Consider the following 23812-nt stretch of genomic DNA (forward strand, 5'->3'; position numbering starts at 1 on the left):
GCCCTTGTTGAAATCGGTGAAAATTTAAGCGTCAGCCTTGACGGGCTGCGTGTGAATGTTGCGTCAGAGACGGATTCTGTTTTATTTTCCGGAAATATTTACAGCCGTTTATTTGCAAATCATGACGGCTCCGCCTCCAAAGCGATTCCGTTTACCGCTGATCTGAGTACAGACAGCGCTCAATTTCATCTGGACGCATCCCTGCTGAGTCAGGAAACCCTGCCCCTGGGATGCGGTGAGTTCCGTGTTCTGTCCAATGGTTCACAAAGTATGCACGTCTCGGCTCCGCTCACCCGCAATATTTTTGAATTGACGATTCTGCAGGGGATCCTTTCTCTGCCGCGTCTGTCTGAGGGATTTGATCTCACCCTGAACCAGCTATGCATCGACCCGGACAGCGTCAGTATTCCGGATATCAATCTGGCCTCCGGCAATGAGCAGGTCCTCTCTTTGTTCGGAACAGATATTACGGTAAACGGGATATCATTCAACATCCCCTCTCCCGACCTGCTTGAGCTGCACCTCAAGGGAAGTATGCTTTTGTTCGGCAAAGATATCGGCTTTTCCGATCTCACGGTCACCACGGATTGTGCGCTGGCCAATGCAAACCTGACCGTCAATCCCGTAGACCTCATTGAAGAGTCGTTGTCGCTTGATTCTCTACGTATACGCAACAGCAATTTATACGTATACGGGATGTTTACCGCTTTCAGGCCGTTTGACAACCTGGGCAGTCTGTATACGATTCGCATTGATACGGAAGGAAATTGGCTTGACCCTCAGGGCAATAAACTGGCGGCAAAATCGATCAACATTCTCACGGGAGAATCCCCCGCGGATGCGGGCATTTCTCTGGGCATGGCGCCGCTGAATGTGGTGTGCAAACTCGCAGATGTGAATCTGAGCTTTAACGGTCCATCCAACAAAGAAGCTTCCGGCCATATCGATATCGACATCAACAGCTACTGGCCGACCGCTTTTGAAGATGATATCAAAATCCCCATCATGGGATCGCTCAGTTTTCCGGAAACGGACGGCAGTCAGGACAACTGGCTCATCAATGAGACAAGCGTCTCCGTCATTACCCTCGCCGATTTGCTTAACCTGGAAATGAACAATATATCCGTGCAGAAAGATTCGGTATTTGCCATTTCATTGGGTGGAAATTTTTCTTTAAACCTCCCCTCTGCTCAGCAAGATCAGGGCGGCGGCGGTGAATTCAAAGATTTCCTGCTCAAAGAGGGGACATTTGAATTCGGTCAGGTCGTCAACGTTAATATTGATATCAGCGGCGTCAATGTCCAGGTGAGCAGACTGGCATTCGGGTTTGATTTGCGCAACCTGGCCACATATGATATCAAATTTGACAATAATGAAGCATCGCTGGAGAACACCACCGTCAACCACAATGGCTTTTACCTGGTGTTCGGCGGCAGCATCAGCAGCGAACTGTACGGATTTGACGGCGGTATCGATTCACTGCTTGTATTCAAATCCACAGACCGGTTTTACACCCTGATCAAAAATGCGCATTTTTCCTATTCAGACATGATCGACGGCAGCCTGGATCTTGTCCTCGATGTCGGTCTGGACGAAGTGGATTTCCAGTTTCTCATCGGCGGTCACCTGGATGTGTCTGATATAGGATTCGCTGCCGTGGGTGAAATCAGTTACAAAAGCACCACTCTGGGAGGAAGCACATTTATGTCGCCCGGATTCGGTTTGTTTCTGGGCGTTAAATCCGGACTGAACATCACGCTGGCTCCGCTTCCGATCACCATCGAGGGCGCGGGGCTGGGTATTTTCTTTAATGCGGATTCACGGGTTGAGGAACTGGTGAGATCGCATCTCGGCTTTGAAAACGATACGGCAGACGATTCTTTCTTTGACGCCTATAACGAATATAAAAGCAACTATGCCGAGATTATGACATTTCTGGAGATCTATGCCTATGGCAGTATATCTATACCGGAACAAGCCATTATGGAAGCTCAGGTGCTGTTTACCCTGGCGACTGATAAAGTGCGGCTTGATCTCAAAGTTAACGTCCTCGGCAATGAAGAATTTAAAAAATACTGTGAACTGGGAGGATCCGGATTTATCGAAGCCGGCATACCCCAGGATTTCAGTGACTGGCCGTATGCTGCCGGCAACATCACCATTGGAATGAATGCAAAAGATCAAACCGGAGTGGACCTGATCAGCATGCCTACGCCAGGTGCGACTGAAGGTCAGGTCGAATTCTTTGTTCTCAAAAACAACTGGGCGCTGCATGGCTCCATCCAGGCAAATTTTGTCAATGCCTTTGAAACAAATTTTGAATTTTTTATTGGTCCGCCCGGATTTCTGGTTAATGCCGGAATGTCCTATTCCTTTGACGCGGTGGTCGTAAAAGTTGAAATCGGCATGGGAGTCTCGCTCTGGTATGTCTGGGAAGCGCCCACAGAATGGGGCGGTTACGGCCAGGCCTGGGTGCAGGCGACCTGTATTTCCGAAGCCTTTGCCGGGGTACGCGGTGAACTGGGCGCCGCGCTGGTCGGAGAACCGGATTTTTATATTTACGGATATGCCGAATTAACCGCCTGGTTCCTGGATTTAGAGTGGAGCAAATGCGTCTGGGTGGAATGGCGCGACGGTGATATTGACGGCGGAATCGGCGGCGATTCCCGAATGCAGGAAATCATTGCACAGGCCAGCGAAGTTTCAGACCGAATTATGGGTCAGGTGGATACCATCCAGGATGACATTGCTGAGAGCAAACGCAATGCATTTACCCAGCTCTCCCCGCATGATATTAAAAATATTATCAGTACATTGCGGTCCGGACAGGCTGATTTTTACTGGAATGATCTGAAAGAGGATGCAAATGCGGTGATAAACAGTCTGGATTATTATATGACATATGTAAGCGGAGAAGATAAAACCTATGTGCAATCCTGTAAAACTGTTTTTGTCAATTACAAAAATGAACTAATTCAGGCGTTTAATCCCGACAAACTCGAAGAACTCAACGCAGCCCTCGACGAGTACACCGAGGCAGTGGAAAATATGAACACGGCCCTTGCCGGTAAAGTGGCCGAGTATCAGGGTATGTATGAATCACTTGGAACCCAAATTCAACAGAACAGCTTTGCTCTGGATAGTTTACTTGCTTTTTCAGATATAGAAGGTTCACCGATTGAAAATCCCCTGCAATTGAGCATGTCGGAGGGCGGCATCCCGGACTTTAGCGTGGACCGGGCCAGAACGAAGGACAATCAGGAAAATACTGCAAAGCTTCAGCAGAGTTTTGACACCTGGTTGATAAACGTACTGGATAAACTGGAAACCATGGAACGACTCCGGACACAGCTGTATGCGGGATTCGGACCGGGCAGTAAAATAAGCGATATCCAGGGTGAATTCATTGCATCGCTGCTGAAAGCCGATATTATGGGAACAGCCTTGCTGGAAAAAATGAGTGAATTTCATGATTTTTATCTGACCAGAAAAGACCGGTGTGATAACCTGTATTATCAAAATATCAATGAATTCAATAATGTGTTCAGATTCAGCCGCTGGAACCCCGCCATCGGAGATAACAACCAGCAATTCATTAATGAAGCGGTTAAACGTCGATACGACGCTCTGAAGGCGCTTGCAGGCGGTTCGATCAATATTGATCCCGGAAGCATAGACTCCTGGCTGGCTTCTGAAGAGCTGGCGACCGCCTTTTACAGCATCGTTCCTTTTTTATTCTATGACTTTACCCTGACTAAAATGGATTCTTTATACAACGCCATGGTGCCGGCCTATGATCAGGCGTTTTGGGCCAGAAATGAAATCCATCGTGATTTTACCCTGCAAACAGACGGCATCTGGAATAAATATGCAGAAATTTCCGAGAATCTATACAATTTTTATGATACCCTGATCGATGAAGTCAAGGCCTATGAAAAGACCTATGCAACATCCGCACCTGTTTCATCTGAAGAGCTGAAAAACAGGATGGACGCGCTCAGTGATGAATTCAGTTTAACCGATTTATCGGGTTTTTCAGCCGATATTACCGATCCGCAAAAACGTTATACTCCTATCTCGGCTGATTTTAGCTGGACCGGATCCGAGGAAATCTCGGAATATGCATTCAGCATTGCAAAAGGCGGCACGAATCAGTTTCAATCGATCGGAGATCTGAATCAGTTCAGTCTTGATTTTTTCCTGCCTGTCACCTGGCCTCCCGTTCAAAAACAGGTTAATGTCCGCACCCGGGTGCGCAATAAAGCCGGTTACGAGGTGGCAGGACAAGTGGTGGATATTGATCTTGAAAAGAGTATCAATCAGTCTTCCTCTTCTATCAGGAAGACCACTCCCTATACCAGTGATGACTATGTTATTGCATCGGTCAATTTTCCTGATAATTATGCCGGCAAGGGAGTGAATGTTTTTAAAAATTCCGGTTCACAAATTCATGTGGATTGGGATGTAAACACGAGCAAAGGTCCCAGCCCCTTTGCTGAATATCGCTATCAGGTTTACCAGCAGAATTCACCCGGGAATCCGGTTGTCAACTGGACCAGCACCGGCACTTTGAGCGAGGCCACAATACGCGATTTGCGTCTGAATGCCAACACGTCATCCCCTTATATTGTCAAAGTTGCCGGCTATGATGCCGAAGGAACCGTTCGCTGCACCAGAGAATCACCGCCGTTGTATATTAACCAGACCGCACCGCATTTTCCGGATGATATTCAAATGCAAATCATCCGACCCTCCGGCGAAAACCGGGTCGTATTCCAGGGAAAACAGGCCCGGGACTGGTTCTCGGATGAAAACAGCCGTCCCGGTTTGTATGTTCGTATCGATACTCTGGCCGCCTATCAGTATAAACTGTACTATGAAAACCAGAATCCGGACAGCGTTTCCTGGCAGACGATCGATGGGTATGCTCTGCCCCAATATGATCATCATGCTTATAAAACAGGCGATGCTGTTCATATTGATCTCGGGGTGTTTCCCTATAAAGCGGATACAAAACTCGCCCTGCGCGCACGCAATCTGCATGCAGCAACGGATAACGGATTCGGCCCTGTAAAAACCGTGGATCTACCCCGGCAGGAGGACGAGACACCGCCCCTGGCGCCGTCATTCGACATTGCCGGAAAAGATGAAAACGGCAATATCCTTCTGAATATTGTCTCCCCTGCCCGAGATCCGGAAAGCGGTATTGCAGGATATCAGTACAGACTTGTGAATTATAACAATAATCAACGCAGCATACGGCGTTTCCCCCGGAACGCATTGCAGGTTGATTTTCCGGCTGATTCTGTCTATCCCGGAAAAAAACTGACTATACCTCTCAACCATGATTCTCTGAATGTGCGCGGTATGTGGGTCGGCGTCTATCTGGCCGGTGTCAATTATTCAGGCGCTCGAGGCGGCAGTGATGTTGATTTTATCGGTTTCCCGCCCGACAAACCGGAATTGAATGCATCCTTACAACACATGTCCATACCGGGATCAGACCCTTACACGATATTGAAATTCGCAATCAATACAGATCAGCATCCGGCGGATTTTTCAGTGAACCTGAAACTCGGTACAACTCTGAACGGCAGTGATATTGAAAGTGTCAGCTATATGTTCGGTCCCGGTTACAGAAATGCACTGGAAAACAGTATTCGATTGCCGGACAGTTTAACCTTCAGCAGTCCGATCTACGTCACTGCACGATCTGTTTCCCGAATGCTTAACAATCACCGGGAAAGATCAGATTCTGTCTCTGTTTTTCTCATGACGCCGGATCCCCCCATGTTCACCGAGGTGACGCAAAACGAACAAGGTTATCTGGTTATACCGATTTCCTCGCCTGCGTTTAACGGCAGAACACCCGCTTCTTATCAATTTGAAATCCAAAACAGCTTTCGCGAAAATCAGACCGTCGCCAGAGCCTTTCCCCTGGACCCGCTGCAGGCTGATTTCAGCAATGACCAGATTCAGGCCGGAGAACAGCTGCAGCTTCCGGTCCTGGCAAAAGATATGGCTCCGACCCTACGGGTCAAGCTGAAAGCGTACAGTGCAGACGGCAATGTTGCCATAAATGAGGTGCGCTATACGCCTGTTCCTCCCCTGCCCCGGATTAACGGCAGCATTACCCGTCATTCGCTCTCGAAGGATTATGTACTCCGGCTGCAGGGATATTGGACGGACGCCATCATGCAAAAGAATTCAAGTATCAAGGTCTTTATCGGCAGCGAAAAAGGCAGCAATGATATTTCTGAAAAATCTCTTTACAATGCCGTCAGTTACGGCAAACAAGGATACAATATTTTCAACCTTCCGGAAGACGTAGGCGACTATCAAGAATTGTATTTATCAGCCAGGAATGTAACCGCCGCCGGTCAAAAATCCGCCTCTTTCGATACCGTACTCAGCGTTCCGCCGCCGCTGATGTTTGACCAGGTGGCAAAGAATGAACAGGATAATTTGATGATCCACATGCTGAGCAGCGGATTTGCCCCGGATGTAAATGTTGCCGGCTATCAGTTTGCTGTCTTTATCAATGACGAGACCAAAACGCCCATCCGGCCGTTCCCGGCCAGCTTGTCGGAATTTGACTTTACGCCGCAGCAGGTCATTTTCGGCGAGAATCTCGAGCTGCCCGTGCACATGTCCGAATTGCCGCTGCAAAAGCTTGTACTGGTTATTCTGAAAGCCATCAGCACGACAGGTGAAACATCAACCCATCAAATAGGTTATATGCCGTATCCTCCGATTCCGGTGACAGCTTTTATTGCCCGGGATGATCAGCTGAAATTTCAGGGCAAATTTGAGAATAGTTACCTGTTCGGCGGTCAACTGACCCTGCATTTTGCTCTGGGCTCTTTTCCCGGAGGTGATGATATCCTCAAAGGGCAATTCAGTCTCGGTACAGGCGGCTATTACAATGCCTCGTTCAGTCTAAGTGACGTTCAGGTGGGCGAGTATTATCATTTATCCAGCTGGTACCTGAAAAACAATCGGAAATCCGGAGTCTATCAAAAGCAGTTGACCGTTCCCTGCGAACCGATGTTTGTCGAGATCCGACAGCAAGATGATCAGTCCCTGAGTTTGCCGATTGTCTCCACCGGTTTTAACGGTGATCCGGAACTCAAAGGATATCAGTTTGCGGTGGGCAGCGCATCCGGCCAGTATGATGTACGGCCGTTTCCCGCGTCTGAAACCATGGACTTTACCCCGGATCAGGTGCAGACAGGCCGGAACTTCGATCCTCCAGCAGCCGACCCTGGGCCTGCCGGAGAAATGTTTTGTCGCACTCAAAGCCGTGCACTCTAACGGCGTCACCGATATCTGTGAACAGTTTTTTTATCCGCAGCCTCCGACACCGGTTGTCCGGTTACTGGGACTCTATCAGCCTGCGGAGGGCAATACAAACATTCTCAGATTTGAAGTTGAAAACACATCGATTGACAGCAAAACAGGCCATCTGATTCTTGCTGCTTATCACGGATCCCGGCACTCTATCATTGTCACTGAGGATGGCAGGTACAGCTATCCTACCTGGTATTGGTCAATTGTTTACAATGAGAATTCACCGAATCCGGTCATAGAGTGCCACTTGACAAAATTAATGCCGATTGGCTGGGATTATTATGCTGAATTTAAAAGCGCGGATCGATATCGGGATAAAAAATCAGGCACGTATACGCTGAAATTCGTTCTGGGCTCTGATTTGAAATTACTCAATGTTGAGGTCGTTCAAGAGCAATGATCATTAGTGCAAAGGGATAACCGCATGAAAGCTATTTTTTTGATATGTATGTTATTGACTTTTTCTCAATTGTATGCACAAAATAAACAGGACTGCTATATCAGCGTCAAACAGGATACGGTTTACTTTTTCCTGAAAGAAAATCCGAAAATCGGTCAGGGATTCACGATTGAGCGCAAGAGCAGCCGGGATGACAGCTACACGAACATCTTTGATACGCCGATAGAACCTGTACTGAATCCGGTTGTGTTTGCAGACATGCTGGGCGATGATTATCATATGATCCGCAGTTCTCTGGGTTTGAATTCTCCCCAAGAAATGCTGCTGCGATTCCGCACGGACCGATTTGCAAGTATGGTTTATACCATGCTGTATCATCAGGTGGGGACTGCTTTGGGCAGGTTTTACAAGGCAGGAGGGTATGAATCCGGCGAAACTTTCAATTTCAGAATTCACATCAAACAGGATAAAGAGACCGTCCAAACCATTGAAAAAAAAGTCACCATCTCGGACAGACAGCCGCGTCCTCCGCAAACGGTGCACATTCAGCAGAAACGGCGATCTGTGATCATCGAATGGGACTATCCCCGATGGCAGCCCGGTGACAAGGATATGGCGGTTCAGTTTTATCTCTACCGACAAACCGGAGACATGCCGTACCAGCGGCTTGATGACAAAATACTTTTACGCCTGGATAACAATATCTATCACTATACAGACAGCGGGGTTGAAGCGGGTGTATATTATACCTATAAAATGACAGCCGTCGATGCCTCCGGACTGGAAAGCAAGCCCTCAAAGCCGACAACTATCCTGATTAAAGACCTGATCGCGCCGGCGCCGCCGCGCGGTCTGACCACCCTGATATTTGAAAACAGCGTGGAACTGGTTTGGAATATGAGTCCGGAACTCGATACCCGCGCGTATCATATCTATCGCTGGAGAAACGTTGAAAAAGATTCTATCCGGCTCAATACATCCGGCATTTCGTATGATCAGCCGCATTATATTGATTCAACCTGCATCATTGGTCAACAGTATTATTATGCCGTCACAGCGGTGGATACCGCCGGCAATGAGAGCCAACACTCGAATCGAATATCCGCATTTCCGACAGACAGAACCCCGCCCGGACCTCCGCTGGAGCTACAGGCCAAACTGGAAAATTCTGCGGTAACTTTAACCTGGCGCGCCCCGGCTGATGCGGATGTGCACGGCTATCAGGTTGCACGCGGCCGACAACAAAACCGGCACTTTCAGGTTTTTTTGACTCCTGATCCGATTCAGGACAACTTTTTCGTTGATAAAGGTGACGGGCAGCATCGTTTCGTCCCCGGCCAGCGCTATTGCTATTCCGTCATTGCTCTGGACACCCTATGGCATCCGGGCGAACCGGCCTGGGTATGGATCAGCATACCGGACCACGAAGCGCCTGCGCGTCCGGGCAGTATGCTGCTGAAAAACGATGCGGGAACCGCCCTGACCCTGCAGTGGAACAGCTCCCCGTCTCTGGACGTTAAAGGATACATCGCTTACCGGGGAACCGATGCGCAGCTCGATTCTATCGGATTTTACCCGGCATCGAAAAGAGCGTTGCGGGACGATCAACTGTCCAAAGGCAAAACTTATTTCTACCAGATTGTGGCGGTGGATACAGCCGGAAACCGCAGTCAGCCTGCAGTTTCAGAAACAGTCACATTTCGCGATTACAGTCCTCCGCCGCCGGTGCAATATGTGAACGCGCAAAAGACCGAAACCGGCATACAGCTGTCCTGGGAACGAGTCGTGGATTTTGATCTCAAGGCCTACAAGATTTATCGTTCAACACTGCCGACCGGCCGGTTTACAGAAATCGCCACGCTGTCTCCTGAAACATTGAGATATACGGATCAGCAGGGAACCAATGAATCCTGGTATTGCGTCAAAGCAGCCGATACATCGGGCAATGAAAGCAAAGTTAGCAGGCCGACACGTGCACAGGAGTGAACCGGGCCTTTGAACAATGCAGCAATAGAATGCACAACACCGGAATTTTTATGAAATTAAATTGTATACAACAGATACTTGCAGTCTTGTTGCTCCTGACAGCAGTCAACGGATTTGCACAATCGCAAACAAAAACAGATGCCTATTCCATTTTTGAACGTCTCGAACACTATAAACAGAACCGTGATACGAGTCAGGCCCTGCTTTTGCAGTCAGCCGCGCTGGAATGTATCATTGCAGAGATTATAGAAAATGAACAGGCTCTCTATGCATCGATACAAGCCACAGGCGCTATTGACCTGAATTCGGAAAAAGTCTTGAAATATTCAAACAGAATTGAAAAATTAAATTTTATACTGGGAGAGGTGATCAACACATGGATCCCGAATCCGGACTATTCTTTTGAGAAACAGCTTGATCAGCTGCTGAACAAATACCCGAATCATCCGCTCCTTCTTGAACTCTTGTCGGAGCATTATGCAGAAAAAAGGATGTACACACAGGCGGAATCAAGTTATCTCAAATTGCTGTCAATAGAGCCCCGGGATATTAACGGACAAAACGGACTGGCACAGGTTTACGAAAACACAGGACGCTATAACAATGCCTTTCGGGTTTATATGCGGCTTGTTGAACTCGACCTGTCCCGGGAAGCATCCTACCGCTCTGCGATCAACATGGCTGAAAAGACAGACCAACTTGAAAAACTGGCAGAGAGATGGCAGCAGCTGTACCGGGCCCACAAGGACCTTGAACCGCTGAAAAAACACCTGATACTCGTCTGGAACAAACTGGGCAGAAATAAAGTCAGAGAGCTGTCAGACCAATAGACGTTCGCCGCTGAACACAGAGTTGAACAATTCAATCCCCCCTGCAGAACAATAATTGATGAAATATTTTCCTCATTTTTTTTGTAAGAATAGTCCTGTACCAACGACTAAACAGTTGAATCAGGTATGCTTGTTAATCGAATGAAAAAGGAGAACGCTATGAGAACTGTATTTTTATTTTCAATGGTGCTGGTTTTTGCTGCATTTGCTTATGCGGGCGATGACTGCTGCGGCAGCAAAGCGGAAAAAACAGGCGACATGAAAGCACAGGCCTGTGAGGTTGCGGAAGATGTGGCCTGTGAAGCCGTCAGCGTGCCGACCGCCCAGTGCGGCATGTGCGAAGCGACCATCAGCAAAGCCGTGAAAGGCGTTAAAGGCGTCAGTATGGTCAAAGTCGATGCTGAGAAAAACGTGGCCCATGTGCATTTTGACAAAAGCAAAGCATCTTTGAATCAGGTGGAACAGGCGATTGCAAAAGCCGGTTATGACGCCAATGATGTGGAGCGCAACGAACAGGCGCACGCCAATCTGCCGAAATGCTGTCAGGTTGAAAAGGACTCGGAAGGATAAAACACTCCTTATAGTAATGTATAAAAAAAGGCTCCTCAATGTGGAGCCTTTTTTTATAGATGGCGCTGTAATACTGTAACCTGTTGGAGTGAAAAAAATCAACAAAACGGTTTTAAAAAGTTATAGACACATTCTCCCAGTACGTTGATATTGTATCCGCCCTCCTGACATATTAATGTCGGGATTGACAAATCTGACAACATTCCGCCGATTTCAGTATAGTCAGATGTCTCCAGAGTAAACCCGCCTATCGGATCAGATTTGTGTGTGTCAAATCCCGCGGAAATGATGAAAAAATCCGGGGCAAATTGATTTATAGCCTTTACCGCCGTCTGTACTTTTTGCATATAAGCATGGGAATCAGATTTCAGGGGAAGGGGTAAATTCAGATTGGTCTGTTTTCCCTGACCGGCGCCTGTTTCTTGCGCATATCCCCAATAGTAGGGATACTCTACTTCTGTATCCGCATGAATCGAGGCGGTAAAAATAAATTTTCGATCATAGAAAAATTCCTGAGTGCCGTTGCCATGATGATAATCAATATCGAGCACCGCCACACTTCCATGCTGAGATAAATATTCAGCGGCAACAGCCGCATTATTAAAATAGCAGTAACCGCCGAACACGCGGGGACCCGCGTGATGGCCGGAAGGCCGGCACAGGGCGTAAACCGCACGTTCACTTGCTTCCAACAGGATATCGGCCCCAAGCAACGCGCATTCTGCCGAAGCGCGCGCCACCTCAAAAGTTTTCTTCATAATGGGTGTCACCGCATCCGTACACCAGATTCCGCCCCACAGGGGATTATCCAAACGCTGGCGGAGATGAGCGCCCTCACCCGGAAACAGATCCGGATAAATTTCCTCACCAGCACGGGTGATGCTTTCGGATGTTTTTTTAATAAAGTCATGATAGGGATGCATACGGGCAATGAGACGTTCAGGATAGGGTTTCGCAGTCACCCGTTCAAACGCATTATCGTTCAGCAAATGATGCTTGATGGTGTTAACACGTTGCGGGGTGTCTTTGGTTTCATAGGTTTCCGGTCCCAGCTGAAACTTCCACTGAGGATTGTGCAGGTCATCATTATACTTTTCAATCATTTTCATTTCAGCATCTCCAAAATTCGGCCGGCAGGAATAGCGGGCGCAGAACGCTGCAACCGTCCGTTCATGCCGCGCGAACAAAACACAGCATTCATCACGGCTTCCTCCGTGGCCTCGATCACCGCTTCATAAACGGGATTAATATGCGCATCCGAAATACACGTTAAAGTGATAAATTTTGACTTTGACAAAGATGGACGCAAAGTACGATTGGCCACACTGAACGCAAAAATAATCTCACCGCTTGACGAAGCGGCAATCGAACCCGTACGGCCTAATCCCAATGCCGCGCGTTTGGAAATACGGTTCGAGCTGACTGCTGAGTAAAGGAATGTCCGTGGCGATAATAACGATCACAGAGCCATCAGAATCGTCGCGTCGTCCATGCTTTTCATATTGCTCATCCAGCCGTCGACCGATAACATTGCCTTCAACCGTCAAATGATGCATTTTGCCGAAATTTGACAGAACCAAAACACCCACCGTAAACTCGCCTTCGGTCAATGGGACTATGCGCGAAGCGGTTCCGACGCCGCCCGCAAAATCAAACGTGATCATACCGGCGCCGGCGCCGACCGATCCCTGTTGCACCGGACCGTCAACTGCGTTTTTAATCGCTTTTACGGCATCGCCGGCTGAATTGAATCCGATACGAACATCATTCAAAAAGGAATCATCCGCCTCCCCAACAACCGGCAGAATCACATCGGTATCGATTCCAAGATCAGGATGTTTTTCCGTCATATATTGGATGACACCGTTGTGCACCCGTCCGACTGAATGTGAATTGGTCAACAAAATAGGTGTTTCCAGCCATCCCCACTCCAGGATTTGATCCAATCCCAGCATTTCCCCCACTCCATTCAAAACGAATCCACCGGCCACCAGCCGATTCTTAAACACCCGGCTGGAAGGAATGATCGCGGTAACGCCGGTGCGAACAGCCGAAAGTCCTTCCACACCGGGTATACGCACCTCATCCTGAATGCGGGTGTAATGGCCGACTTTGACGCCTTTGACATCGGTAATGGCATTGTTCAAACCGGTCGGATAACGGCCGGGGATATGTCCCAGCTCGCGCAAAGTCGGATTCTGCCCGCTTTCAGACAATACAATCTGCCTGCGTATGTTTCGGAGCGGGATGCCAAATCGTTTTGCCGCAGATCGCAGAATCAAACGCAGCACATCCTTAAAGTCCAGTCCCATCACCGCGGCTGCCGTCATCAAAGACGCATTCGGGTGCAGACTGGGCAGTGGATTCAATTCGATAAAATAGGGATCACCATTGCGGTGCAGTCGTATATCCACTCGACCAAAATCAGGACAATTCATAGCATCAGAAACCTGTCTGACCAGCCCCAGACAGGCCGCTTGCTGCTGTTCTGATAAATCAGCCGGACAGTGTACATGCACGGCGCGTGCGGCATTTCCGCCCTGTTTCATATCATAATCATAGATATTGAATTTTGCGCCACCCTGCAGATCAAAGGTATGTTCAACAACAGGCAGCCATTGTCCGGGAAAAGCTTCCAGAAACGGGATGCTGAGTTCCTTGCCTTCTATAAATTCTTCAACCACCAATCCCGCCGGATAACGACTCAAAAGCTGATCGATGCGCTGCTCGGCCCTGGCATGAGTTTCTACAACAGAGTCCTGAGTAATCCCCTTGCTGGAGCCTTCAGAATTGGGTTTGATCATCAGGGGATAGGTCAGATCATCGGGAAGCTGGCGGCTGCTCTGTGTTATCAATACACCTTTGGGTACATTGATATGTTTAGAGCTAAGGACGGTTTTTGCCAGATGTTTGTCCAAATTCAAATGCAATAAAGAAGCATTGCCGCCGGTAAACGGGATATTCAATTGTTCATACAAACCCGGAAAAAACGCTTCTCTGCTACTGCCTATGGTTCCTTCGGCAACATTGAAAATAATATCCGGATTGCTGTTGAGCAGCCGTTCCACCACATCATCCGGTCTGCCGGAGACTTCAACAGGCGTAACCGTATGACGCAAGCTGGAAAGTGCGCTGCAGATTCGATCCACATCTTCCCGAGTCAGCAGTTCCGCGCTCTCTTCATTTTGGTCTGTCCGAAGGTTGAATGCGACGGTGATACGCATAATAGCTCCTGTCCATGATCAAGCATGATTTTGCAAATTACGATCAAACTTTATACTGCGATTATATATAAATAAAGAGTGGCATTATTATAACATGAAAGGAGTGCAGCTATATTTCCAGTCCCGTCCTCGGAGTTTAAACAAAAAAAGGCTCCCAAAAGAGGAGCCTTTTTTAATAGTGGAGACGGCGGGAGTCGAACCCGCGTCCGAGAAAGCGGCCATAGCGGCCTCTACATGTTTAGCCGGATGCTTGATCTCGATCCACCGGCCTGCAACCGACAAAGTCCGGCGGATCCAACTCTCTAAATATCACACATGATCCGAGAGCGTGGTCATGTGATCACCTGCCGTGATCGTCGTCCTTCCCCGGTTCCAGCAGGTCAAACCCGGAGAGGACGCTGGCTGCTATTACGCAGCCAGGGCGTAATTATAATTGTCTGCAAATAATTTTTGCCTCCCGGTTGATTAACGAGGTGACCGAGACATCCTCGACATGCAGCCACTAACACCACGGATCCCGTCGAAACCCATTTCGTCCCCGTTTCAATGTATCGTGTGTCAGTAATATACAAACAATTATCGCTTTTTCCAACGTCAATCTTGTAACGTAAATTCACCGTCAATTGTTCCGCTCATCCTTGGAAAAATTGTCAAAAAACCGTATCTTTTGTCATGACAAAAAATAAAAATGAAACCCATTCCCCTGATCTGCAGACCGCTCTCAAGGCTGTGCGGGCGGCCGGAGCTATTGTTAGAGAAGGCTTTTATTCTTCCGTAAACATCACCATCAAATCTGATCAATCCCTGGTCACCGAATACGATCACCGGGCGGAACAGGCTCTGATTGATATTCTGGGAGCAGAGACTCATTTTTCAATACTCAGCGAAGAAACCGGTTCCCAGGAAAAAAAAGGAGATCATTTGTGGATCATGGATCCCATCGACGGCACCAGCAATTTCAGCCGCGGGCTGGGGATCTGCACCGTCTCCCTGGCTTTGTTCGACAAAGACGGAGCGCGCATCGGCGTGATCGGGGATCCGCTGCGCCATGATATGTATTACGCAGAGCGCGGCGCCGGCGCGTTTTGCAACGATCAGCCGATCCACGTATCAGATATCGATGACGCGCGCAAAAGCCTGATTATTCTGGAATGCGGACACCCGCCCCGGGACCGTCAGCTGATGAGCCGGGTCTGGCGCCGACTGGCGCATTTTGACGTGCGGCAGCTCGGCTCCACGGCCTATGAGTTGTGTACCGTCGCCTGCGGCAAAACCGATGCGTTTATCTGCGCCGGCGATCAAATCTGGGATTACGCCGCCGGCATGCTCATTGTCACCGAGGCCGGGGGACGTTTCTGCAACTGGAACGGTGAACCCTGGCAAGAGAGCAATCCGCATATCTATGCCTCCAACTCTTATATCGATGATCTGATTCTCCCCAACATACAGGACTTGCAGCAATGAACCTCAGCCAATTCAACGCGGTATTATTCGACATGGACGGCGTGTTTGTCGATACCGAACCCGTGGTGTTCGGCGTCACCCGTCAGGTATTTGATCCCATGGGCATCCACCTCACGGACGAATTCCAATACAATTTTATCGGCCATCCCACCCGTCAGAATCTGCAGATGATCGAAAAAGAGTTTCAGGTTTCACTGGAGTATGACGTGGTCATTCGCAAATTAAAACAGCATTATGACGCGGAATTATCAATTCACGCGCTGCCGGTCACGCCGGGAATCCCGGAACTGGTGCGGTTTGCCAAGGAACAAAAGCTGAAAACAGGACTGTGCACCACTTCGCCGCAGCGCGATGTGAATGTGATTTTCAGCAAACTGGCGCAGACTGATCCGCTGTTCCGGCCCGACACGCTGTTCGATGCCATCGTCACCGGTGACCAAATCCACCTCAAAAAACCGAATCCGGAGCCCTATTTAATGCTCACAGACCGGTTGAACACTCAACCGCAGGACTGCCTGGTCATTGAAGACTCGGAACCCGGGGTGCAGTCCGCCAGGGCGGCCGGATGCACCTGTCTGGCGTTACGGCGCTTTTACAATCATCATATGGACTTTACACCCGCTGATGAGATAGTAGAGGCGGATGACCTCTTGAGATGGGTAGCGCATCACATCAATTCTCAGATCTGATCCCCCATCCTGCTTTTATCTCCTGGTCCTGATACCGGTACAGGAGACAATTCTTTATTGATCATATCTTTATGCCGCGGATTCACTGTATACCCACATCTATAGACCTCTCCTTTTTTATTGATCCGCTGTTTTACCTGACTCATCCATGTAATTTACGCCTCCATCCTCTCTTTTTTTCAATTCAATATCCAACGGGTTATATTATTCTGAAATTAAACTTTAAACCCATAAAGAGGTGCATTATGAAACCAATTATTTTTCTACTCATGATATTGTGTATGAATATCCCGGGTTGGACTGCCGACCCTTCAGATTTGCGTATTTCCGCCGGAGCGGAGATGCTGGTACTGCAGTCCGCCTACTCGTTTCAGCAGAGTACCGGTATCACAGCCGCCGTTCGCGGGGACTGGATTGGTAATCTCGATTGGCAGCTTGGTGCACGGGTGGGCCTCGATCCCGCCGGTTTTGAAGCGTTTAAACGGCTTTTGGCCGCTCCGCAGCTGGGAATCTGGCAGCCGCTTGCCGGGTTCGAACTGGGACTGACCGGACGCACTGATTTTGAATCCGGTAATTACCTGCTAATGGTCGGCAATCAGCAATCCGCAGACCTGGCGCGGCAAATGACCGCACAGGGCAACAACAACGGACTCGCCAATCTGGTCGGACTGGTGGCGCCCGGCGACGGCGCCTTTTTTCTGTCATCCGCTTTTATGCGCAGCGATCACGGGCTCTTGTGGTACAGGGATATCCCGGCGCTGCTGTTGACAGACACGGCCAATTTCCGCAATCCCCATTATCACCTATCAACCGATACGCCGGAGACCCTAAACCCGGAATTTCTGGCGCAAAACACTCGGTCGATCCGGTCTGGGCCGCCGGGTTGCGGCTGGCGCCGCTGCGGTTTCGAAAAAACGGCATTCATGCGTCTGTACTGGAATGTGGATACGGCATGGGGCCCTATAACGGGATTAAACTGGAGCTAACCGTACTGAATGTCGGTGTTGCCTGGTAATCCCGGTATTTTACAATGAATCCACGGGGGACGCTGATTGAAAAACGGGCATATTCTGATCCGTAACGCGATCGGATGTGGCAACGCGGTCAGCGTCCCTGCTGATGCTGTTTGTTGTTATCGTCTTGACAGACGATCAGAATAAAATCAATAAAAAATTTTTCTAAAATAAAATCAACACTTCTTTTGTTTTGATAGTTATACAGAATTTTTATATTAGACAATATAACAGCGCATTGATCACAATAGGTAGTATTCAAAATGAAAGAAACAATCATTGACTCTATCCGGTCTAAATTGAAAAACCGGCTGGCACACATACTTTTCAGCTGTCTCCTGTTACCCGGCCTATTGATATCCGAAAAAGCGCCGATTCGCTCCGCGTCTGAAATCGACTATCCTCCCTTTTGCTTTCAGGATTCCAGCGGTCAGGCCTATGGCTTTTCAGTCGAGTTGATGCGCAGCGCTCTTGAGGCGATGAACTATGAGGTCACCTTTCGCACCGGCGTCTGGGCAGATGTGAGGAACTGGCTGGAACAGGGCGACATAGACGCGTTGCCACTGGTCGGACGAACTCCGGAACGAGAATCGGTCTTTGATTTTACATTTCCTGATACGTCTCTGCATGGCGCCATTGTGGTGCGCGAAAACAATAAAGATATCCGCAGGTTTAGAGATTTACGCGGCAAACACGTCGCGGTAATGCAAGGGGATAATGCTAAAGAGTTTCTGCAGCGTCAAAACATTAAAATGAACATCCATTCAACCCTTACCTTTGACCAGGCTCTGCGCGAATTATCACAGGGGCAGTACGATGCCGTGGTCATACAACGACTGGTTGCGCTGCGTATTATCCAGGAAAATAATTATAAAAATCTAAACGTCATTGACAAACCCATAACCGACTTTAGACAGGATTTTTGTTTTGCCGTACAAGAAGGCGACCGGGAAACCCTGGCGCTGCTGAATGAAGGCCTTGCAATCGTCATGGCCGACGGCACCTTTCGTCATCTGCACGCCAAGTGGTTCGCGTCCATGCAGCTGCCAAAGCATCAAAGTATCATCGTCGGCGGAGATCACAACTTTCCTCCTTTTGAATACCTGGACGAAAACGGCGAGCCCGCGGGATATAATGTCGACTTGACCCGGGCCATCAGTCGGGCAACCGGACTCGACATCGAAATCCGGCTGGGCCCGTGGACGCAAATACGCGACGCACTGGCGGATGGAGAGATAGATGCGCTGCAGGGTATGTTTTATTCCGCCGAACGCGATCTTGATTTTGATTTTTCTCCGGCTCATACCATCGCGCATATGGTCAGCATTGTGCGACAGAAAGACAGCCCGCCGGGATCAATAGAGGAACTCGAGAACAAGGATATTGTTGTTCAACGCGGTGATATCATGCACGACTATGTGCGCGAAAACAATATTGGCAGAACCGTAACCGCTCTGGACACCCAGGAAGATGCACTGCGGCAACTAACAGTGGGAAAACACGATTGCGCCCTCGGTTCCCGACTTGCCGCCCTTTACTGGATCAATCAAAATAGCTGGAAAAACCTGACAGTCGGACAACAGCCTTTACTGGAATACGAGTATTGCTATGCGGTTCCTGAAAACCATCAAGCCCTGCTGGCCAAATTCACAGAAGGCCTGAACATGCTGGAGGACAGCGGAGAATACCGCCGCATTCATCAAAAATGGCTCGGGGTGTATAAAGATAACCCGCGTTCTATTTTGGATATTCTGCGATATTCCGCCTGGTTTCTTTTGCCGTTGCTCGCTATTCTCCTGATTATTTTTCTCTGGTCCTGGTCATTGCGTAAAACAGTTGCGCAACGAACCGAAGAACTGCGCAAAAGTCTGGAAACTCAACGCGCCATGCTCGCCTGTTCTCCTGTAGCGCTTTTCAGTGTTGACTCTGAGGGCAGGGTGCAGGAATGGAACGCTTCCGCGGAACGGGTTCTGGGCTGGAATGCCGACGAAACCCTGGGCAAACCGTTGCCGATAGTCCCGAAAGACAAACAGGAAGAGTTTCAAAACCTGCGCAAAAAAGTAATGAACAATCAATCACTCACAGACTTGCATGTCATACGACAAAAAAAAGACGGCAGTCGGTTTCACGCCAGTCTGTCTGTCGCTCCTGTTTATGACGCAAAAGACCAGATTATCGGCATCATGGCCTCTGTGGAGGATATCACTGGACGTATATCGGCGAAACGCCGCATTGAGCATCTGAACCGCGTGCTGTTGGCCATCCGCGATATCAATCAACTCATTGTCCGGGAACGCGACCGCATACCCTGATCAAGGAAGCCTGCCGCCTTTTGGTGGATCACCGCGGATACCGTTCCGCGTTGATCATATTGACGGATGAAAAAGATACGCCCGTCACCTGGGCGGCGAACGGCGCCGATACAGCAACCGAATCGATGAATGCCGCTCTCAAAAACGGACAGCTTCCTCCCTGCTGTAACAAAGCGCGCCATTCAAAGGATGTCGTGTTGTTCAGGGATGGTGAAAATTTGGCCGGAGAATGTCCGTCCGCAATGCCAGGCACAAACTCGGATTTACTGTGTTCCAGGCTTGAACACAATGAATTCATAGCCGGCTATCTTGTCGCAAAAGTGAGACACCAGTTGGGAGTCGATTCCGAGGAACAAAGTCTTTTTGCGGATATGGCCGGTGATATTGCCTATGCATTAGGGGTAATGGAAATGGATGCGGACCGTGAAAAAATGAAAGAGGAACAAAAGTCCCTGCAAAATCAAATACTCCAAGCGCAAAAAATGGAAGCGGTCGGCCGCCTGGCTGGCGGCGTGGCGCATGATTACAATAATATGCTGAGTGTGATTATGGGTTACGCTGAACTTGCCATGGACAAGGCGGAGGACAATGAATCCCTGCGGGCTGATTTGGCAGAGATCCTGAATGCCGCGCAGCATTCCGCGGATATCACCCGGCAGCTTTTGACCTTTGCGCGAAAACAGACCACCAACCCGGTGGTTCTGGATTTAAATGAAACCGTCGAACACATGCTCAAAATGCTGCGTCATCTGATCGGAGAAAATATCAAACTCATTTGGCGCCCCAAAGCAGGCCTGCACCCTGTTAAAACAGACCCCATCCAAATCAATCAGGTACTGGCCAACCTGTGTGTCAATGCCCGCGACGCCATTGACGGGGTGGGTGAAATCGTGATAGAAACCGACGATATCACAATTGAACGTCCCCATCTCATCAATCAAACAGAAACTGTAGCGGGACCGTTTATACAGCTTTCCATTTCAGACAACGGTTGCGGAATGGATCCGGAAACCCGCGATAATATCTTTGAACCGTTTTTTACCACCAAAGAGGCCGGCCAGGGAACCGGTTTGGGGTTATCGACCGTCTATGGGATCGTTAAACAGAACAACGGCTTTATCGAGGTAGACAGTGAACCCGATCAGGGAACGACGTTTAAAATATACCTGCCCTGTCACAGAAGGGCCGACGATGACGTCAGCGAACAAGCCGAACACCGGATACCGCAGGGTCGCGGCGAGACCGTGCTCATTGTTGAAGATGAAGAAACCATTAGACAGCGAGCGTTAAAATGCTCAAACAGTTGAATTATAATGTGTTTTCAGCCAACACGCCGGGACAGGCGATCGAATTGGCAAAAAATCACGCCAATACTATACACCTGCTATTAACAGATGTGGTCATGCCGGAAATGAATGGAAAAGAATTGTCAGACCACATAAAATCACTGTGCCCGACTATTCAAATATTGTTTATGTCAGGTTATACAACAAATATCATTGCCGAACATGGTGTATTGGAGGAAGGAGTATATTTCATTCCAAAACCATTTTCGAAAAAAAATCTTGCGGACAAAGTGCGGCAGGCTCTGGATCAACGCTAAATCAATTTCATTCTCGTTGTTAAATGATGGCTGGGAACCGGTTTTTGTAAAAATGATGTGTAACACGCGGTAAAAATACGAGTACAAGGGTATACAGAACTTTCAGGGTCTGGTCTTAATCAATTCAGGTTTGACACTTTATTATCAGAAACCGAAAACATACAAATACAAAGAGTTATCTATGAAAAGCGGTTCACGGCACAAAACCCGGAGCAGGTATTCCCGTGATAATTTCAGGGGATATTTGAAAAGCAGTCTGGCGGATGTATATGAATTTTACACACCGGCAAACCGTCGTAAAAAGGCTGAATCCCTTTGGGTTCCGTTCCGTTTCGCTTACAAATCATTCTGGTTTCTCAATGGTGTTTCGAAAAAACTGCGCTTTTCCCGTTACCGCTGGATTTTGATTACCATTTCCATTGTACTTTTTATGAATCAGTCGGGCGCCAACAACAATCCGTTCGCTTTTATCATCCTGTTCTTTGTACTGCTGCTGGAAATCCGCGACAAACTGTTAGCGCATGAAGAACTGCAGGCGGGAAACGCCATTCAGAATGCACTGATGCCGGAACAGCAGCCGGACGTGCCGGGATGGGATGTGTGGTTGTACAGTCAGCCGGCGCGACTGGTGGGCGGCGATTATATCGACATTCATCCATTTGCTGACAAATGCTGCGGACTGGCCATCGGAGATGTGTCAGGCAAAGGACTGGCGGCTGCCTTGCTCATGGCCAAACTACAGGCAAGCGTGGAAGCGCTGATCCCGCACACACCCGATATCGCCGAAATGACGGCAAAACTGAACGATCTGTTCTGTAAACCGTCTCTGAAAAGCCAGTTTATTTCCTTTTTATATATCAAAATCAACCCATCGGATAACGAGATATGCTTTGTCAACGCCGGACATCTGCCGCCCTGGATTATCCGGGACGGCGCCCTGAAAGAACTGTCAAAAGGCGACCCGGCTCTGGGCCTGCGCAGCGGACAGCGGTTTCAGATACGTTCAGAAACGCTGAGACCGGGCAATGCTTTAATCGCATTAACCGATGGATGTACTGAAATCCGAAACGAGTCGGGACATTTTATTGATGAACATATGATTCAAAATCATATACTGGAACACGCAGATAAACCGGCGCATGAAATCGGCAATTCACTGCTCAAACATATCATTGATTTCAGGGCGGACCGGGTACAGCATGACGACATGACTCTTATGGTTTTAAAACGAAAATAACACCTTTTTTTAATTGAAAAACAGTTAAAATGTTAATATATTTTATCCGGGTTGCCCATGAACCCGGCTGCAATCCACATCAATTGTCCCAAACAGCCACTAAGACAATCGATCAGCAGGAGCACAGGACATAGGGCCCCCGCTGACAAACCGGCATTAAACACGAGTACCGTTTATGAACAAAAAGCACCTGACAGCCGTTCTGCTTCTGTCCTGTCCCGACCGCATCGGTCTGGTCTCCCGTATTTCTCACTTTATTTTTGAACGCGGCGGCAATATCATTGATCTGGATGAACATGTTGATCCCGATGAACATATCTTTTCGATCCGGGTGGCCTGGGATATGAGTCAATTTACGGTTCCTACGTCGGACCTGGATGATGCGTTTGCCCCGCTGGCGCGCGAGTTCAAGGCTCGCTGGTCCATTACCTTTCTGGAAGAAAAAATCAAAACCGCTATTTTTGTGTCCAAATACGATCACTGCCTGAATGAAATTCTCTGGCGGCACAAGATGGGCGAATACCCCATCGATCTTTCTCTCATCATCTCCAATCACCCGGACCTGCAGCCCCTGGCTGAGCATTACAAAGTCCCTTATCATGTGTTCCCCCTCAACAAAAGCAACAAATCCGGGCAGGAGCAAAAAGAACTGGCTCTGTTAAAGGAACATGGTATTGATACGGTGGTACTTGCACGCTATATGCAGATTCTGTCACCGGAGTTTGTCCGGCATTTCCCGAACAAAATCATCAACATCCATCACTCGTTTTTACCGGCCTTTGTCGGCAGCAATCCGTATAAACAGGCATATCAGCGCGGTGTTAAAATGATCGGCGCCACCAGTCATTACGTGACAGATGATCTTGACCAGGGGCCGATCATTGCCCAGGATATCATTCACATTACCCACAAAGATAATTTACAGGACCTGATCCTCAAAGGCCGCGATCTGGAACGGCTGGTGCTGGCCCGCGCGCTGCACGCCCATTTTGAACATCGCGTCTGGGTTCAAGGTCGAAAAACCATTGTATTTGAATAAAGGGAAACATTCAAACTGAAAGCCGGCGATACAATTTACTACAACTCGATTGTCCCCCATTACCTGAGCTGTGCCGGACAACAGGCTGCATCGAT

Annotated in this window: 16 protein-coding genes and 1 other RNA gene; 13 read left to right on the forward strand and 4 right to left on the reverse strand. The window is 48.7% G+C overall.

The window, feature by feature from the left end; genetic code table 11:
• Positions 1–51 precede the first annotated feature (51 nt).
• From U5R06_15680 to U5R06_15700, 5 genes are all read left to right on the forward strand, one after another.
• Positions 52–7314 (forward strand): hypothetical protein, encoded by a 7263-nt coding sequence (locus U5R06_15680; protein ID MDZ7724199.1) that lies wholly within the window; start codon positions 52–54, stop codon positions 7312–7314.
• Complete coding sequence (locus U5R06_15685; GenBank protein MDZ7724200.1) at positions 7304–7750, forward strand: hypothetical protein; 447 nt, start codon at positions 7304–7306, stop codon at positions 7748–7750. The genes U5R06_15680 and U5R06_15685 overlap by 11 nt, the downstream gene beginning before the upstream one ends.
• A 24-nt stretch (positions 7751–7774) precedes the next feature.
• Positions 7775–9736 (forward strand): hypothetical protein, encoded by a 1962-nt coding sequence (locus U5R06_15690; protein ID MDZ7724201.1) that lies wholly within the window; start codon positions 7775–7777, stop codon positions 9734–9736.
• 50 nt (positions 9737–9786) lie between these two features.
• Positions 9787–10566 carry a hypothetical protein gene (locus U5R06_15695; protein MDZ7724202.1) on the forward strand — a complete coding sequence of 260 codons (780 nt, stop codon included), beginning with the start codon at positions 9787–9789 and terminating at the stop codon, positions 10564–10566.
• Between the two features lie 159 nt (positions 10567–10725).
• Positions 10726–11136, forward strand: coding sequence for a heavy-metal-associated domain-containing protein (locus tag U5R06_15700; protein MDZ7724203.1), 411 nt, complete (start codon positions 10726–10728; stop codon positions 11134–11136).
• A gap of 98 nt (positions 11137–11234) precedes the next feature.
• Here the strand turns inward: U5R06_15700 and U5R06_15705 are convergent, their stop codons facing one another.
• The 4 genes from U5R06_15705 to ssrA form a co-directional block, all read right to left on the reverse strand.
• Positions 11235–12245, reverse strand: a complete 1011-nt coding sequence (locus tag U5R06_15705; protein MDZ7724204.1) for a histone deacetylase family protein — start codon at positions 12243–12245, stop codon at positions 11235–11237.
• The gene (locus U5R06_15710; protein ID MDZ7724205.1) at positions 12242–12526 is read right to left on the reverse strand and encodes a P1 family peptidase; all 285 of its coding nucleotides are present in this window, start codon (positions 12524–12526) and stop codon (positions 12242–12244) included. The genes U5R06_15705 and U5R06_15710 overlap by 4 nt, the downstream gene beginning before the upstream one ends.
• Positions 12480–14360 (reverse strand): P1 family peptidase, encoded by a 1881-nt coding sequence (locus U5R06_15715; GenBank protein MDZ7724206.1) that lies wholly within the window; start codon positions 14358–14360, stop codon positions 12480–12482. The genes U5R06_15710 and U5R06_15715 overlap by 47 nt, the downstream gene beginning before the upstream one ends.
• Before the next feature lie 176 nt (positions 14361–14536).
• Positions 14537–14900, reverse strand: a transfer-messenger RNA (tmRNA) gene (ssrA, locus tag U5R06_15720).
• A 132-nt stretch (positions 14901–15032) separates the two neighbouring features.
• Between ssrA and U5R06_15725 the strand changes: the two genes are divergently transcribed.
• The 8 genes from U5R06_15725 (at position 15033) to purU (ending at position 23717) form a co-directional block, all read left to right on the forward strand.
• Complete coding sequence (locus U5R06_15725) at positions 15033–15824, forward strand: inositol monophosphatase family protein (GenBank protein MDZ7724207.1); 792 nt, start codon at positions 15033–15035, stop codon at positions 15822–15824.
• Positions 15821–16513, forward strand: a complete 693-nt coding sequence (locus U5R06_15730; GenBank protein MDZ7724208.1) for an HAD family phosphatase — start codon at positions 15821–15823, stop codon at positions 16511–16513. Before U5R06_15725 ends, U5R06_15730 begins: the two co-directional genes overlap by 4 nt.
• A gap of 245 nt (positions 16514–16758) precedes the next feature.
• Complete coding sequence (locus tag U5R06_15735) at positions 16759–17499, forward strand: hypothetical protein (GenBank protein ID MDZ7724209.1); 741 nt, start codon at positions 16759–16761, stop codon at positions 17497–17499.
• Positions 17500–17789: 290 nt separating this feature from the next.
• Entirely contained in the window at positions 17790–19838 is a 2049-nt protein-coding gene (locus tag U5R06_15740) for a transporter substrate-binding domain-containing protein (protein ID MDZ7724210.1), read from the forward strand.
• 23 nt (positions 19839–19861) lie between these two features.
• Positions 19862–21145: an ATP-binding protein gene (locus U5R06_15745; protein ID MDZ7724211.1), complete on the forward strand. Its 1284-nt coding sequence runs from the start codon at positions 19862–19864 to the stop codon at positions 21143–21145.
• On the forward strand, positions 21130–21441 hold the full coding sequence (locus U5R06_15750; protein ID MDZ7724212.1) for a response regulator: 312 nt from the start codon (positions 21130–21132) through the stop codon (positions 21439–21441). The genes U5R06_15745 and U5R06_15750 overlap by 16 nt, the downstream gene beginning before the upstream one ends.
• 181 nt (positions 21442–21622) lie before the next feature.
• Positions 21623–22678 carry a SpoIIE family protein phosphatase gene (locus tag U5R06_15755; protein ID MDZ7724213.1) on the forward strand — a complete coding sequence of 352 codons (1056 nt, stop codon included), beginning with the start codon at positions 21623–21625 and terminating at the stop codon, positions 22676–22678.
• A 175-nt stretch (positions 22679–22853) separates the two neighbouring features.
• On the forward strand, positions 22854–23717 hold the full coding sequence (gene purU / locus U5R06_15760; GenBank protein ID MDZ7724214.1) for a formyltetrahydrofolate deformylase: 864 nt from the start codon (positions 22854–22856) through the stop codon (positions 23715–23717).
• The last annotated feature ends 95 nt before the right edge of the window (positions 23718–23812 follow it).

The organism is candidate division KSB1 bacterium (assembly GCA_034521575.1).
In the GTDB taxonomy this organism is placed as follows: Bacteria; Zhuqueibacterota; Zhuqueibacteria; order Residuimicrobiales; family Krinioviventaceae; genus JAXHMJ01.